This window comes from Amycolatopsis sp. lyj-112 (genome assembly GCF_046549055.1).
Taxonomy (GTDB): Bacteria; Actinomycetota; Actinomycetes; order Mycobacteriales; family Pseudonocardiaceae; genus Amycolatopsis.
Map to the genome: position 1 here is coordinate 347,918 of NZ_JAJPWS010000006.1, position 17,166 is coordinate 365,083.

Annotated in this window: 1 protein-coding gene; it reads right to left on the reverse strand. The window is 71.6% G+C overall.

Annotation, left to right across the window (positions count from 1 at the left end):
- Positions 1-3 precede the first annotated feature (3 nt).
- Positions 4-17,166, reverse strand: coding sequence for an SDR family NAD(P)-dependent oxidoreductase (locus ACLJRL_RS22570; RefSeq protein WP_410658222.1), 17,163 nt, complete (start codon positions 17,164-17,166; stop codon positions 4-6).

Consider the following 17,166-nt stretch of genomic DNA (forward strand, 5'->3'; position numbering starts at 1 on the left):
AGGTCACGACCTTCCGAATTCCTTGTGCAAGATGTCGAACAGCTCGTCGGCGCTGGCGTCGGCCAGATCGCCGTCGCCGCCGTCCCGCGAGTCGGTCCACCGGGCGAGCACGGCCCGCAGCCGGTCGGTGATCCGGTCCGCGGTCTCGTCGTCGGTGACGGCCGAGGCCAGCGCGGACTCCAGCCGGTCCAGCTCGGCGAGTACCAAGGCTTCAGGAGCGGCTTCTTCTTCCGGCCCACCCAGTTCCGTGCGCAGGTACCGGGCGAGCGCGACCGGGCTCGGCTGGTCGAAGACCAAAGTGGACGGCAGCCGCAGCCCGGTGGCCGCACCGAGCCGGTTGCGCAGTTCGACGGCGGTCAGCGAGTCGAACCCGAGATCGCGGAACGCGAGTTCGGGACCGACCTTGGCGACCGACGCGTGCCCCAACGCCGCCGCCGCGTGCGAGCGCACGAGGTCGAGCAGGAATGGTTCCCGGTCGGTGACGGGGATCGCCGCCAGCCGCTGGGCCAGTGAGGGACCACCGGCGGCGGCTCCTCCCCCTGCGACCCGCTTGGCGGGAGCGCCCGCCAGTACGCGCAGCAGCGCCGGGACCTCGGTCTGCCCCCGCAGCACCGAGGTATCCAGGTGCAGCGGAACCAGCGCTCCGGCGTCCCGTTCGCTCGCCGCGTCGAACAGCGCCAGCCCCTCCACAGAGGACAGTGGGCTGACCCCGGACCGCTTCATCCTGGCCAGGTCCGCCTCGTCGAGGTGGCCGGTCATCGCACTGCGCTCTTCCCAGAATCCCCAGGCGAGCGCCTGTCCGGCGAGCCCGGAAGCCCGGCGGTGCTGCGCCAGCGCGTCGAGGAACGCGTTGGCCGCCGCGTAGTTGCCCTGTCCGGCCGTGCCGAACGTCGCCGCGGACGAGGAGAACAGCACGAACGCGGCCAGGTCGAGGTCCTGGGTCAGTTCGTGCAGGTGCACCGCCGCGTCGACCTTCGGCCGGAGGACGGCATCGAGCCTGCCCGGGGTCAGCGCCGGGATCAGGCCGTCGTCGAGCACACCGGCGGTGTGGACGACGGCGGTGAGCGGATGCTCGACCGGAACCGAGTCGATCAGCCCGGCGACGGCGTCGCGCTCGGCGACGTCACAGGCGACGACGGTGACCGTGGCGCCGAGCCCGGTCAGGTCCGCGACCAGGTCCTCGGCGCCGGTGGCGGCGAGCCCGCGCCTGCTGGTGAGCAGCAGGTGCCGGACGCCTCGTTCGGCCACCAGATGCCGGGCGAAAAGTCCGCCCAGCACGCCGGTACCGCCGGTGACCAGCACCGTTCCCTCGGGATCGAGGACGGCGGGCGGGGTCAGCACGATCTTGCCGGTGTGCTTGGCCTGGCTCAGGAACCGGAACGCTTCCGGCGCGCGGCGGACGTCCCAGCCGGTGGTCGGCAGCGGTCGCACCACGTCCTTTTCGGACAGAGCGAGCAGTTCGCCGAGGATCTCCTGGATGCGGTCGTGCCCCGAGTCGATCAGGTCGAACGCCCGGTAGGTCACGCCGGGATGGGCGGCGGCGACCTCGTCCGCGTCGCGGATGTCGGTCTTGCCCATCTCGACGAACCGGCCACCTTCGCGCACCAGCCGAAGGGAAGCGTCGACGAAGTCCCGGGCCAGTGAGTCCAGCACCAGGTCGACACCGCGTCCGCCGGTAGCCTCGCGGATCTTGTCCTCGAAGTCGAGCGTGCGGCTGGACGCGATGTGCTCGTCGTCGAAGCCCATGGCCCGCAGCGTGTCCCACTTGGCGGGGCTCGCCGTCACGTAGATCTCGGCGCCGAAGTGGCGGGCCAGTTGTACCGCGGCCATCCCCACCCCGCCGGCGGCGGCGTGGATCAGCACCGTCTGGCCGGGTTCGAGCCTGCCGAGGTCGGCCAGACCGACATACGCGGTCAGGAACGCGACCGGCGCCGACGCGGCCTCGGTGAACGACCACGCGTGCGGCACGGGTGCGATCAGGTTCCGGTCCGCCACCGCGATGGGGCCGAAGGAGGCGTCGAACATGCCCAGCACCCGGTCGCCCGGCACCAGATCCGTGACGTCGGCGCCGACCTCGGTGACCACACCCGCACCCTCGCCGCCGATGCCTTCCTGTCCGGGTACCAGGCCCAGCGCGACGACGACGTCGCGGAAGTTGAGCCCGGCGGCTCGGACGGAAATCCGTACCTGGCCGGGCGCGAGCGGGGCGAGCAGCTCGGGCCGGTCCCGCAGCACCAGGTTCTCCAGCGTGCCGCCGCCCAGGGTGTCCACGGTCCACGCGCCGCTTCCGGCGGGCGGGACGAGCGTGGTGTCCGCGGACGCCTTGACCAGCCTGGCGCCGAGCACCGTTCCGGCGCGGAGCGCGATCTGCGGTTCGTCGAGCGCGAGCGCGGCGGACAGGACGCGGTCCGATTCCTCGGTCCCGTCGGTGTCGAGGAGCCCGAATCGCTCGGGGTTCTCCTCCTGCGCGGACCGCAACAGACCCCACACGGTCGCGGTCGCCGGATCGCGTACGGGTTCGTCCGCCGCCACCGAAACCGCGCCGGAAGTCCGGAAGACCAGCTTGGCCCCGGCGAAGCGGTCGTCGGCCAGCCAGGCCTGGATGAGCGCAAGTGCTTGCTGGGCAGCAATATGTGCCGCCTCCGCGAGGCCTCCGGCCGTGGATGCACAAGTCGTGAGGACCACGGTGCCCGGTGCGATTGCGTCGGCCAGCTCGTCCAGGCTCAGGTCGTCGAGCACCACCACGGACGGCGCCGGGGAGTCCGTTGTGGACAGATCCGTCCACTGGACACAGAACAGGGACTCGGCCGGATCACGCCGGGCGCCGGCCAGCTGGGCCGCGGCGACCGGCCGGAACACCACGGACTCCACCGAGGCGACCGGCGCACCGGTCGAATCGGCCAGGGTCAGCGACACCGCGTCCGGTCCGGCGGGTGACAAGCGCACCCGCAGGCTCGGCGCGCCGACCGCGGCCAGCGAAACCCCGTTCCAGCTGAACGGCAGGCGCAGCTGACCGTCGTCCGGCAGCAAACCGAAGCCCAGCGCGTGGAGGGCCGCGTCGAGCAACGCGGGGTGCAGCCCGAACGCGGCCGCCTCGGCGATCCGGTCCTCCGGCAGCGCGACCTCGGCGAGGACGTCGTCGCCGTGCCGCCAAGCCGCACGCAGACCGCGGAACGCCGGGCCATAGCCGTATCCGAGGTCCGCGAGGCCGTCGTAGTGGCCCTCGACGGAGATCGGTTCGGCACCCGCCGGTGGCCATTGCGTCAGGTCGGCCAGGACCGGTTCTTCCGCGGACAGCAGCCCGGTCGCGTGGCGGATCCAGTCCGTGCCACCGGCTTCGTCGCGCGAATGCACGGTGACCTCCCGGGTCCCGTCCTCCCCGGGCGCGCCGACGGTGACCTGCAGCCGCGCGCCACCGGTCTCCCCGAGCACGAGGGGCGCTTCGATGGTCAGTTCGGCGACCCGGCCGCAGCCGACCCGGTCCCCGGCCGACATCGCCAGTTCGACGAACGCCGCACCCGGCAGCAACAACGCGCCGCCGACGGCGTGGTCGGGCAGCCAGGTCTGGCCACGCGCGGACACCCGGCCGGTGCAGACCAGGCCGTCGCTCCCGGCGAGCGGGACCGCGGCGCCGAGCAGCGGGTGACCGCCCGCGTCCAGCCCGGCCTGAGCGGGATCGGCGGCGGTGTTCACCCGCAGCCAGTAGCGCTCGTGCTGGAAGGCGTAAGTGGGCAGAGCGACCCGGGTACCGGGGAACAACGCCGCCCAGTCCGGGCTGAGGCCGTGGACGTGGGCTTCGGCCAGTGAGGTCAGGAACCGCTGGGATCCGCCTTCGTCGCGACGGAGACTGCCAAGGGCGACCGCGCGTTCACCACTGTCCTGTGCCGTGTCGGTGACTCCGGTGGTCAGCACCGGATGCGGGCTCATCTCCACGAAGAACCGGAACCCGTCCTTCAGCAGCCGTCGTACCGTCTGTTCGAAGTGGACGGTGCTACGCAGATTGCGGAACCAATACGCCGCGTCGAAACTCGGCTCGCCGGTCACCGTCGAAGAGAACGGGATCGACGGCGTCCGCGGTTCGATGCCTTCCAAAGCGGTCAGCACGTCCTGCTCGATCGCGTCGACGTGCGCCGAATGCGACGCGTAGTCCACCGGGATACGCCTCGCGCGGAGCCCGGCCGACTCACAGGCTTCGATCACCGTCTCCAGCCCGGCGACGTCGCCCGACACCACCACCGCGGCGGGACCGTTCACCGCCGCGACCGAGACGCCGTCGGGCAGCAGTTCCCGGACCCGCTGTTCGGAGGCGGCGACCGAGACCATTCCGCCCCGGCCCGAAAGCTTGGTGATCGCCTTGCTGCGCAGGCAGACGACGCGTGCGGCGTCCGCAAGGGACAGTGCCCCGGCCACGTAGGCGGCCGCGATCTCACCCTGGGAGTGGCCCACCACCGCGGCCGGCTCGATCCCACTGGCACGCCACAGGCGGGCCAGGGACACCATCACGGCGAACAACGCCGGCTGTACGACGTCCACGCGCTCCAATGCGGCCGCGTCGGAGAGGACGTCGGTCAGCTTCCAGTCCACATAAGCCGACAGCGCGTCCTCGCATTCGGCCATCGACTCCGCGAACACCGGAGCGGACGCCAGCAGGTCGACCGCCATCCCGGCCCACTGCGAACCTTGGCCGGGGAAGACGAACACCGGCTTCCCGGTGAGCGCGGTCCCTTCGACCAGCGCACCCGACGGTTCGCCCGCGGCCAGCGCGCGCAGACCGTCGCCCAGCGACGCGCGGTCCGCGCCGACGACCACCGCGCGGTGGTCCAGCGTCGTCCGTGAAGTCGCGAGCGAGTAGGCCACATCCGTCGCGTGCAGGTCGTCCACAAAGGACTTCAGATGCGCGGCCTGTGCGGCCAGCGCCTCCGGTTCCTTCGCCGACAGCGGCCAGGCGACGACGTCGCCGAGCACACCGGGCCGCGGTGCGACCGCTTCCTCCGCGGGCCCTTGTTCGAGAACCACGTGAGCGTTGGTGCCGCTCATGCCGAACGACGACACCGCCGCCCGGCGCGGCCCGCCGGACTCCGGCCACGACGTCGATTCGGTCGCCAGCGCGACCTGCCCGGCCGACCAGTCGACCCGCGAACTGGGCGTGTCCACGTGCAGCGTGCGGGGCAAGGTCCCGTGCCGCATCGCCAGCACCATCTTGATCACTCCGGCGACACCGGCCGCGGCCTGCGTGTGCCCGATATTCGACTTGATCGACCCGAGCAGCAGCGGCCGTTCCCGGTCCTGGCCGTAGGTCGCCAGCAGCGCCTGCGCCTCGATCGGGTCGCCGAGTGTCGTGCCGGTGCCGTGCGCCTCGACGGCGTCCACATCGGACGGTGTGAGCCGCGCGTTCGCCAGCGCCTGCCGGATCACCCGTTGCTGCGACGGACCGTTCGGCGCGGTCAGGCCGTTGGAAGCGCCGTCGGAGTTGATCGCGCTGCCCCGCAGGACCGCGAGCACCGGGTGCCCGTTGCGCCGGGCGTCGGAAAGTCGTTCCACCAGCAGCATTCCCGCGCCTTCACCCCAGCCGGTGCCGTCCGCGCCGTCCGCGAACGCCTTGCACCGGCCGTCCGGGGCCAGCCCGCGCTGACGGCTGAACTCGACGAAGGTCCCGGGCGTGGCCATCACGGTGACACCGCCGGCCAGAGCGAGCGTGCATTCGCCCTGGCGCAGCGCCTGCGCCGCGAGGTGCAGGGCGACCAGCGATGACGAGCACGCCGTGTCGACGGTGACCGCCGGGCCCTCCAGCCCGAAGGTGTAGGAGACCCGGCCCGACGCGATGCTCGCCGACGTACCGGTGGCGAGGTAGCCCTCGACGCCGTCGGGGACTTCCGCCGAACTGGACACGTATTCGTTGTCCATCACCCCGGCGAACACGCCCGTGCGGCTGCCGCGCAGCGTCGCCGGGTCGATCCCGGCCCGCTCGAACGCCTCCCACGACGTCTCCAGCAGGAGCCGCTGCTGCGGGTCCATCGCCAGCGCCTCACGCGGTGAGATCCCGAAGAATCCCGCGTCGAAGTCGCCCGCGACCTCAAGGAACGCGCCCCGCCGGGAGTACGAGGTACCCCGGCGGTCCGGGTCGGCGTCGAAGAGCCGGTCGAGGTCCCAGCCACGGTCGGCGGGGAACTCGCCCAGCGCGTCCTCGCCGGCGGCCAGGAGCCGCCACAGATCCTCGGGGGTGTTCGCCCTTCCGGGGAACCGGCAGCTCATCGCCACGATCGCGATCGGCTCGTCGGCGGTGAACGCGGCTTGTTCGGTCTCGGCCACGGTCGCCGAACCGAGCACGCCTTCGAAGATGTGGGCGGCGAGCGTTTCCGGGGTCGGGTAGTCGAAGATCAGCGTCGCCGGCAGCCGCAGGCCGGTGGCCGCGGTGAGCCGGTTCCGCAGTTCGACGGCGGTCAGCGAGTCGAACCCGATCTCCTGGAACGACCGTGCCGCCTCGACGGCGTCCGCCCCGGTGTGCCCGAGGACGGTCGCGGAATGTGTGCGGACGAGATCGACCAGCAGCGACTCGCGATCGTTCGCCGGGATGGCCAGCAGCTTGTCCCGCAGCGAGTCCGCATTCCCGGCCACCCCTGCCGACGCCGAACGCCGGGCGGGTCCGCGCACCAGGCCACGCAGCAACGGCGGGAGCCCGTCCGGCCTCGCGCTCGCGCTCATCGCGGCGGCGTCGAGGCGCATCGGCACCAGCACCGGTTCCGCGAGCGCGCTCGCCGCGTCGAACAGCGCGACACCGTCCTCTGTAGACAGAGCGGCGGTTCCGCTGCGCGCCATCCGGGTCAGCTCCGCCTCGCCGAGTGAACCCGCCATTCCCCCGGCCTCGGCCCACAGACCCCAGGCCAGCGACCGGGCCGCCAGACCCTGCGCGGCGCGGTGGGTGCTCAGCGCGTCCAGGAAACCGTTGGCCGCGGCGTAGTTCGCCTGCCCCGCGTTGCCGAATACGCCGGCCGCGGAGGAGAACACGACGAACTCGGCGAGATCGGCGTGCCGAGTCAGTTCGTGCAGGTTGAGCGCGGCGTCGACCTTGGGCCGCAACACCTTCGCGAGGCGTTCCGGCGTCAGCGTCTCGACCAGGCCGTCGTCCAGCACCCCGGCCGTGTGCACCACGGCGGTCAGCGGATGCTCGGCGGGAATCCCGGCGAGGACCTCGGCCAGCGCGTCACGATCCGCCGCGTCACAGGCCGCCACGGACGCGGAAGCGCCCAGTTCCGCCAGTTCCGCGAGCAATTCCGGTACGCCCGCCGCGTCCCGGCCACGCCTGCTGGTCAGCAGCAGATGCCGGACGCCGCGTTCCCGCACCAGGTGCCGGGCGAAGAGCGCGCCCAGCGCACCCGTGCCCCCGGTGATCAGCACGGTGCCCGCCGGGTCCGGCGCGACCGGCATCTTCAGCACGTTCTTGCCGATGTGCTTGGCCTGGCTGAGGAAACGGAAGGCGTCGGGCCCACGCCGGACGTCCCACGCGGTGACGGGCAACGGGGTCAGCGCACCGGCGGCGAACAGCTCCAGCAGAGCGGCCAGCATCTCGTGGATGCGCTCGGGACCGGCGTCGATCACGTCGAACGGGTGGTACTCGGCGCCGGTCGTACCGGGTTCGCGGATGTCGGTCTTGCCCATCTCGGCGAACCGGCCGCCCGGGGCCAGCAACTCCAGCGACGCGTCGACGTATTCCCCCGCCAGCGAGTTCAGGACGACGTCGACACCGCGTCCGTGCGTACCCGAGCGGAACTTCTCCTCGAAACCGAGGCTGCGGGAAGAGGCGAGGTGCGCGTCGTCGAAGCCGTTGGCGCGCAAAGCTTCCCATTTGCCCGGGCTGGCCGTGCCGAACACTTCGGCGCCGGCATGGCGTGCCAGCTGGGTCGCCGCCATGCCGACACCGCCGGCCGCCGCGTGCACCAGCACGGATTCCCCGGCGCTCAGCCGGGCGAGGTCGAACAGGCCGTAGTAGGCGGTGAGGAAGACGATCGGCACCGAGGCCGCGGTGGCGAAGGTCCAGTCGTCCGGCATCTTCGCGAGCGTCCGGTGATCGGTGACGACCAGCGGGCCGAAGCCGTTCGACATCAGGCCGAACACCCGGTCCCCGACCGCGAGGCCGGTGACGCCGGGGCCGATTTCGGTGACCACGCCGGCGCCCTCGCTGCCGAGCGTGGCCGCGCCGGGGTACATGCCCAGCGCGATCAGCACGTCGCGGAAGTTGAGCCCGGCCGCCCGCACGGCCAGCCGGACCTCACCCTCGGCCAGCGGCGCGACCGCTTCCGGCGACGGCACCAGCGCCAGGTTCTCCAGCGTGCCGCGGCCGGTGATGTCCAGCCGCCACGCGGTTTCGGCGGGCGGCGTCAGCTCGGTGGCCCCGGTCGCGGTCAGGCGGGGCGCGAACGCCCGGCCGTCCCGCAGGGCGAGCTGCGGCTCGTCGCCCGCGGTCACCCGGTCGTCCGGCACGGTTTCCGAGTCGACCAGGACGAACCGGCCGGGATTCTCCGCCTGCGTCGTCCGCACCAGCCCCCAGACGGCGGCGTGCGCGAGATCTTCGACGGTCTCCCCGTCTGCCGCGGCGACCGCGCCGCGGGTGTGCACGACCAGCGGCGCGGACGACTCGTCGGCCAGCCGGCGCTGGACGACGTCGAGGACCGCGGCGGTGGCCGCGTGGACTCCGGCCGCCGTGTTGTCGCTGGCAGGAACCGAGAACACGTCGTCGATCGGCTTCCCGCTCTCGGCGAGCGGGACGGGACGCCAGTCGAGCCGGTACAGCGAGTTCGTAGCAGGCCTGGCTTCCGGGGAAACCTCGCGCAGCGTCAGTTCGTCGGCCGACGCGACCGGACGGCCGGCGGCGTCGGTCACCAGCACCGCGAATCCGTCTGCGCCGGTGCGCCGCAGGCGGACGCGGAGCCGGGTCGCTCCCCCGGCGTACAGGTGGACTCCCGCCCAGGCAAAGGGAAGCCGGGTCCCGGTGTCGTCGGCCGCGATGCCGATCGCGTGCAGCGCGGCGTCGAGCAACGCCGGGTGAAGGCCGAAACGCGCGGCGTCAGTGTGCTGTTCCTCGGGGAGTTCAACCTCGGCGAAGAGATCGTCCCCGGCTCGCCAAGCCGCACGGAGACCACGGAAAGCCGGGCCGTATTCGAGACCGGTGGCGGCGAGTTCGTCGTAGACCGCGTCGACCGGGACCGGCTCGGCGTGCGCGGGCGGCCATGCGGTCAGCCCGGCCGGTTCGGTGCCGCCGGAAGCCGACAGCAGACCGGTGGCGTGCCGGCCCCAGCCTCCCTCGTTCTCGTGGCGCGAGTAGATCTCGACGGTCCGCCGTCCCGAACCGCCCTCGTCGCCGACCAGGACGGACAGCTGGGTCGCGCCGCGTTCGGGCAGGACCAGCGGGGCTTCCAGGGTCAAGTCGTCGAGATGGTCACAGCCCGCCTCGTCGCCCGCCCGCAAGGCGAGTTCGACGAAAGCGGTGCCGGGCAGCAGGACCGCGTCGCCGACGCGGTGGTCGGCCAGCCAGGGCTGGACGTGGCCGGCAAGCCTGCCGGTGAGCAGGAAACCGTTGCCGTCGGGCAGTTCCGCGGTGGCATCGAGCAGCGGGTGGCCGGTGGTGGTCTGGCCCGCGGCGGAGGACAGCCAGAACCGGCGGTGCTGGAAGGCGTAGGTGGGCAGGTCGACCCGGCGGGCCCCGGCGAACAGCGTCGCCCACTCGACCGCGACCCCGTGGACGTGCAGCGAGGCGAGCGCGGTCATCGCGGTGCGCGCATCGTCGCGGCCCTTCCGCAGGATCGGTACGAGGACGGCGTCGGTCTCGAGGCAGTCCTGTGCCATCGCGGTCAAGACACCGTCGGGACCAAGTTCCAGGAACCGGGTGACGCCCTCGGCCTCCAGGAACTTCACCGTGTCGCAGAAGCGGACGGCGTCACGGACATGCCGGACCCAGTACTCCGCGGTGCCGGTCTCGGCGAGCTTCCCGGAGATCACCGGGATCCGCGGCGCCTGGTACGTAAGCCCTTCCGCGACGGTGCGGAAGTCGTCGAGCATGGCGTCCATCAAGGGCGAGTGGAACGCGTGACTGACTACTAGGTTCTTCGTCTTGCGGCCCTCGAACGCGGCCACGACGGTGGCGACGGCGTCGTCCTCGCCGGACACCACCACGGAATTCGGCCCGTTGATCGCCGCGATCGCCACGTTTTCGGTGAGCAGCGGAGTCACTTCGTCTTCGGTCGCCTGCACCGCCACCATCGCTCCACCGGACGGCAAGGCCTGCATCAACCGGCCCCGCGCGGCCACCAAAGTCACGGCGTCATCCAGCGAAAGCACATCGGCCACGTGCGCGGCGGCGATCTCGCCGATCGAATGCCCCGCCAAGAAGTCCGGCCGGACACCCCAGCTCTCCACCAACCGGAACAGCGACACTTCGAGCGCGAACAACTCGCATTGGGTGTTAGCCGTCTGGTTCAGTTCCTCCGCCGAGAGATCATTCGGCAGACCGAACCGTCGGCGTATGTCCTCAAAGGACTCGGCGAACACAGGGAAAGCCACGGCCAGTTCCCGGCCCATCCCGAGCCGCTGACTTCCCTGGCCGGTGAACAGGAACGCCACCCGTCCCTCGGCCGCGCGCCCGGTGATTCCCTCGGTGGCAAGCGTGTCGAGTCCGGTCAGCAGCGTGTCCCGGTCGTCCGCCACGACGGCGGCCCGGTGTTCCAGCGCCGCCCGCGACGTCGCCAGCGAGAACGCGACATCCGCGACCGTAAGGTCCGGGGCTCCGGTGAGCAGATCCCGCAGCCGGGCCGCTTGATCGACCAGAGCGGCCTCGGTCTTGGCGGACAGGAGGAACGGCGCCGGAGCCGGGCCCTCACCGGCTCCGGCGACCTCTGCGGGCCCCTGCTCCAGCACGATGTGGGCGTTGGTGCCGCTGATCCCGAACGACGACACCGCCGCGCGCCGCGGACGCTCCGCCTCCGGCCAGAGCCGGGACTCCGTCAGCAGTGAGACGGCGCCGGCCGTCCAGTCCACTTGCGACGAAGGCTCGTCGACGTGCAGGGTCTTCGGCAGCACCCCGTGCCGCATCGCCTCGACCATCTTGATCACGCCCGCCACCCCGGCCGCCGCCTGGCTGTGGCCGATATTCGACTTGATCGAACCGAGCCACAGCGGGCGTTCGCGCTCCTGGCCATAAGCCGCCAGCAAGGCCTGCGCCTCGATCGGATCACCCAGCGTCGTCCCAGTGCCGTGCGCCTCGACAACGTCCACTTCGGACGGTTCGAGCCGCGCGTTCGCCAGTGCCTGTCGGATCACTCGCTGCTGTGACGGACCGTTCGGCGCCGTCAGACCGTTGGACGCGCCGTCCTGGTTCACCGCGCTTCCGCGCACCACGGCCAGTACCCGGTGACCGTTGCGCCGCGCGTCCGACAGACGCTCCACCAGCAGCATGCCGACACCCTCGGACCACGAAGTGCCATCGGCGCTGTCGGAGAAGGACTTGGAGCGGCCGTCCGCCGCCAGCCCACGCTGACGGCTGAAGTCCACAAAGGTCTCCGGCGTCGCCATCACGGTCACGCCACCCGCCAGCGCCAGCGAACATTCGCCGCGCTGCAGCGCCTGGGCGGCCAGGTGCAGCGCGACCAGCGAGGACGAGCACGCGGTGTCGACGGTGACAGCGGGGCCTTCGAGCCCGAAGGTGTAGGAAATCCGGCCGGACAGCACACTTCCGGAGTTCCCGGTGCCGAGGTAGCCCTCGACGTCGTCGGGAACGGCCGTCGCGCCGGTGATGTAGTCGTGGTACATCTGCCCGGCGAAGACGCCGGTACCGCTGCCTCGCAACGAACCCGGGTCGATCCCGGCGCGTTCGAAGGCCTCCCACGAAACCTCCAGCAGCAGACGCTGCTGCGGATCCATGGCGAGCGCCTCACGCGGCGAGATCCCGAAGAAGCCGGGATCGAAGTCCCCGGCCTCGTGCAGGAAACCGCCCTCCCGGACGTAACTCTTCCCAGCCTTGCCCGGGTCGGGGTCGTACAGTCCGTCCAGGTCCCAGCCGCGGTCGATCGGGAAGCCGGAGATACCGTCGCGACCCTCCGCGACCAGCCGCCAAAGCTCTTCGGGCGACGAGACGCCGCCGGGGTAACGGCAGGCCATCCCGATGATCGCGATCGGCTCGTCCGCGCCCACCGTGCTCACAGCGCTCACCGCGCGAGTGGGCGCGGTGTCGGCGCCGAACAGTTCGGCGCTCACCAGATCCGCGAGCGCCCGCGGGCTCGGGTGATCGAAGACCGCGGTCGCGGGCAGCCGAAGCCCGGTCGCGGTGTTCAGCCCGTTCCGCAGTTCCACCGCGGTCAACGAGTCGAAGCCCAGTTCACGGAAGGAACGGCCGGCCTCGACGGACTCCGTGCCCTGGTGGCCGAGCACCTCGGCGACCTGCGCGCGGACGAGTGCCAGTAGTGCGCGGTCCCGGTCGGCGGTGGTCAGCGGGGCCAGGCGCTCGCGCAGGTCGTGGGCGCCGACGGCCGAGGACGCCGTTCGCCGGGACCTGCCCGTGAAGGCCCGCAACAGGGGGACTTCCGTGGCGCTCGCGCGTAACGCGGGCACGTCGAGACGCATCGGCACGAACAGCGCTTCACCCGCGCTCACGGCGAAGTCGAACAGCGCCAAGCCGTCTTCGATCGACAACGGCACCAGGCCGGAGCCGGCCATCCGCGCGCGGCCGGTCTCGGCCAGCGCCGCGGCCATCCCGCCGGAGGATTCCCAGAGTCCCCACGCGAGTGACGTCGCGGCGAGTCCCCGCGCGCGACGTCGGTGCGCCAGCGTGTCGAGCACCGCGTTGGCGGCGGCGTAGTTCGCCTGCCCCGCACTGCCGAGCACGCCCGACGCGGAGGAGAAGTACACGAGTTCGGCCGCGTCGCCGACCAGTTCGTCGAGCAGGAGCGCACCGTCCACTTTGGATCGCAGGACGGTCTCGAAGCGTTCAGGGGTCAGGTCGGCGAGAAGACCGTCGTCGAGGACACCCGCCGCATGGACGACCGCGGTCAGCGGGTGGTCAGCGGGGATTCCGTCGAGCAGAGCCGCCAGGTCGTCCCGGCTCGCGACGTCGCAGGCGACCACGCGGGCACCGAGCCGGGCCAGTTCCTCAGCACCTTCGGCCGCCGGGCCACGACGGCTCGCGAGAACAAGGTTTTCCACGCCTCGCTCGGTGACGAGGTGCCGGGCCAGTTCCGCGGCGAGCGCCCCGGTGCCGCCGGTGATCAGCACCGTGCCCTGGGGGTCCCAGCCGTCGCCGGTGCTGCCCGAGCGGACCGGAGTGAGTCGGGGGACCTGGGTCTCCCCGGCCTTGACGGTGACCTCGGGCTCGCCGGAGGCGACGATCCCGGCCAGCACGGCAGGGGTGACCTCGGCCGGGTCGTCGACGTCGACCAGGACGAACCGGCCGGGGTACTCCTCGCGCGCCGACCGCACGAGGCCCCAGACCGCGGCCTGCGCCGGGGATTCCGCGATGGCTCCGCTGGTCAGGAAGACGACCTCAGGTCCGGCGGCCTCGGCGAAGGAGAGCACGATCTCTCGCGCCCGAAGGACGGCTTGCCGAATGTCATCTACGTCCACAAAGGACTCGACGTGTACTTCGTCCTCACCGGCGGGGATCGCGACAGGCGTCCACGTCACGCGGAACAGCGCGTCCCGGGGGATCTTGGCCTTTTCCGCAGCGGGCGCCCTCAGGCTGAGCGAGCCCACCGACAGCACCGGGGCACCGGCCGGATCGGCCGCGAAGACCGACACGGCCCCGTTTCCGGCAGGGCTGAGGCGGACGCGCAGCACGGTCGCGCCGTCGGCGTGCAGCCGGACGTCCGACCAGGCGAACGGCACCTCGAGTGCCCGTGACTCGCCGACACCGATGGCGTGCAATGCGGCGTCGAAGAGCGCGGGGTGGATCCCGAACGAGCCTCGGGTCTCCTCCAGCCGCACCTCGGCGAACACATCGGCACCGAGGGTCCACACGGCCTGGACGCCTTGGAAGGCCGGGCCATAGTCGAGACCTTCGGCGGCCAGCCTCGGGTAGAAGTCTTCGACGTCGACCGATGCGGCGCCCTGAGGCGGCCAGACGGTCAGATCATCCTCGGTGGACGGTGTGGCCTGTCCGGCGCCGAGCAGACCGGTGGCGTGCCGCGTCCAGAGGTCGTCGCCTTCTGGTCGCGAGTGCACGGCGATCGACCTCTTGCCCGCGGTGTCGGCCGCGCCGACGGCGACCTGCACCTGAACACCACCACGATCCGGGAGCACCAGCGGCGCTTCGAGGTTCAGTTCTTCCACGGCCGCGCAACCGGCTTCGTCCGCGGCGGCCAGGGCGAGTTCGACGAACGCCGTGCCGGGCAGCAGAACGGCACCGGCGACGGTGTGGTCGGCAAGCCAAGGCTGGCCGCTCAAGGAGATCCGGCCGGTCAAGAGAAGTTCGTCCGACCCCGCCGGGCGCACGGTGGCGGCGAGCAGCGCGTGCCCGGACGCGGTCAGCCCCGCCGCCGAAACGTCGCGATCCGCCGCGCCGGCTTCGAGCCAGAAGTGTTCGTACTGGAACGGGTACGTCGGCAGGTCGACCCGGCGGGCACCGGTGAACAGTGGCGCCCAGTCGACCTCCGCGCCGTGGACGTGCAGTCCCGCGATCGCGGTGAGCAGGCTCGCGACCTCGGGCCGATCCCGGCGCAACGCCGGGGCCAGCACCGCGTCGTGCTCCAGGCTGTCCTGCGCCATCGCGGTCAGGACGCCGTCGGGTCCGAGTTCCAGGAACCGCGTGACCCCTTCGGCTTCGAGGAAGCCGACCACGTCCCGGAAACGGACGGCCTCGCGAACGTGCCGGACCCAGTAGTCGGCGGTGGCGACGTCTTCCCGCCCGCCGGTGACCATCGGGATCTGCGGCGCCGTGTAGGAAAGGCCCTCCGCGACCGCCCGGAACTCCGCCAGCATCGGATCCATCCGCGGCGAGTGGAACGCGTGACTGACTACTAGGTTCTTCGTCTTGCGCCCCTCGAACGCGGCGACCACCGCGGCGACGGCGTCCTCGTCCCCGGAAACCACCACGGAATTCGGACCGTTGATCGCCGCGATGGAGACACCGGAAGTGAGCAGCGGCGCGACCTCGTCCTCGGTCGCCTGCACCGCCACCATCGCCCCACCGGACGGCAAGGCCTGCATCAACCGGCCCCGCGCGGCCACCAAAGTCACGGCGTCATCCAGCGACAACACACCGGCCACGTGCGCGGCGGCGATCTCACCGATCGAATGCCCCGCCAAGAAATCAGGCCGGACACCCCAGCTCTCCACCAACCGGAACAACGAAACCTCAAGCGCGAACAACTCGCACTGCGTGTTAGCCGTCTGGTTCAGTTCTTCCACAGAGAGCTTGTCCGGCAAGCCGAACCGCTGACGAATGTCCTCAAAGGACTCCGCGAACACCGGGAAGATCTCAGCCAGTTCCCGGCCCATCCCCAGCCTCTGACTTCCCTGCCCGGTGAACAGGAACGCGGTCTGCCCGTCGACGGCGCGCCCGGTGAGCCCTCCGCCTCCGATGAGGGCTTCCAGCCCGGCCGACAGCTCGTCCCGCTCCCCCACGACGGCAGCCCGGTGTTCCAGCGCGGCCCGCGACGTCGCCAGGGAGAACGCGACATCCGCGGCCGCCAGGTCCGGCGCACCGGCGAGCAGATCCCTCAGGCGCACGGCCTGCTCACGCAGCGCGGCCTCGGTCTTTCCGGACAGCACGAACGGCACCAGCGCCGGTCCTTCGGAGGATGTCTCGGTATCGGTGGCCGGTTGTTCGAGGACGACGTGCGCGTTGGTCCCGCTGATGCCGAACGACGACACCGCCGCGCGCCGGGGGCGATCCGACTTCGGCCAAGGCTGGGCCTCGGTCAGCAACGACACCGCGCCCTCGGCCCAGTCCACCTGCGATGTCGGCTTGTCGACATGCAGCGTCCGCGGCAAGACACCGTGGCGCATCGCCTCGACCAGTTTGATGATCGACGCGACCCCGGCCGCCGCTTGGCTGTGCCCGATATTCGACTTCACCGAACCGAGCCAGAGCGGCGAGGTCCGGTCCTGGCCGTAGGTGGCCAGCAGGGCCTGAGCCTCGATCGGGTCGCCGAGTTTCGTCCCGGTCCCGTGCGCCTCCATGGCGTCCACATCGGACGGCGTCAGCCGGGCGTTCGCCAGTGCCTGGCGGATCACCCGCTGCTGCGCACCTCCGTTCGGCGCGGTGAGCCCGTTCGACGCCCCGTCCTGGTTCACCGCGCTGCCGCGGACGATGGCCAGCACGCGGTGGCCGTTGCGCCGCGCGTCGGAAAGCCGCTCGACGAGCAGCATGCCGGCGCCTTCACCCCAGGCCGTCCCGTCGGCGGCGTCGGCGAACGCCTTGATCCGGCCGTCCGCCGCCAGCCCGCGCTGACGGCTGAAGTCCACGAAGGCCGCCGGGTTGGCCATCACGGTGACACCGCCCGCGAGCGCGAGCGAGCATTCGCCCTGCCGCAGCGCCTGTGCCGCCAGGTGCAGGGCCACCAGCGACGACGAGCACGCGGTGTCGACGGTCATGGCCGGGCCTTCGAGCCCGAGGGTGTAGGACACCCGCCCGGAGGCGATGCTCGCGAAACTCCCGTTGCCCAGGTAGGGCTCCAGATCGGCGGGCGGGGTGCCCGCGATGGCGGAGTACTCGTTGTGGATGACGCCCGCGAAAACTCCGGTCCGGCTGCCGCGCAGGGAATCCGGGGCGATTCCCGCCCGTTCGATCGCCTCCCACGAGATCTCCAGCAACAGCCGCTGCTGCGGGTCCATCGCCAGCGCCTCACGCGGCGAGATCCCGAAGAACGCCGGGTCGAACCGCGCGGCGTCGTGCAGGAAACCGCCGTCGCGCACATAACTCTTGCCCGGCTTGCCCTGCTCGGGGTCATAGAGCCCGTCGAGATCCCAGCCGCGGTCGACCGGGAATCCGGTGAGCCCGGTGCGTTCCTCGGCGACCATGCTCCACAGGTCTTCCGGCGAGCGGACCCCGCCCGGATAGCGGCACGCCATCCCGATGATCGCGAGGGGCTCACCGGTCAGCCGCCGGTTTTCCCCGCGCAGGCGGTCGGATTCCTTCAGTGCCGCCCGAAGGGCCTCGACGACCTTGTTCTCGGACGTAGACAT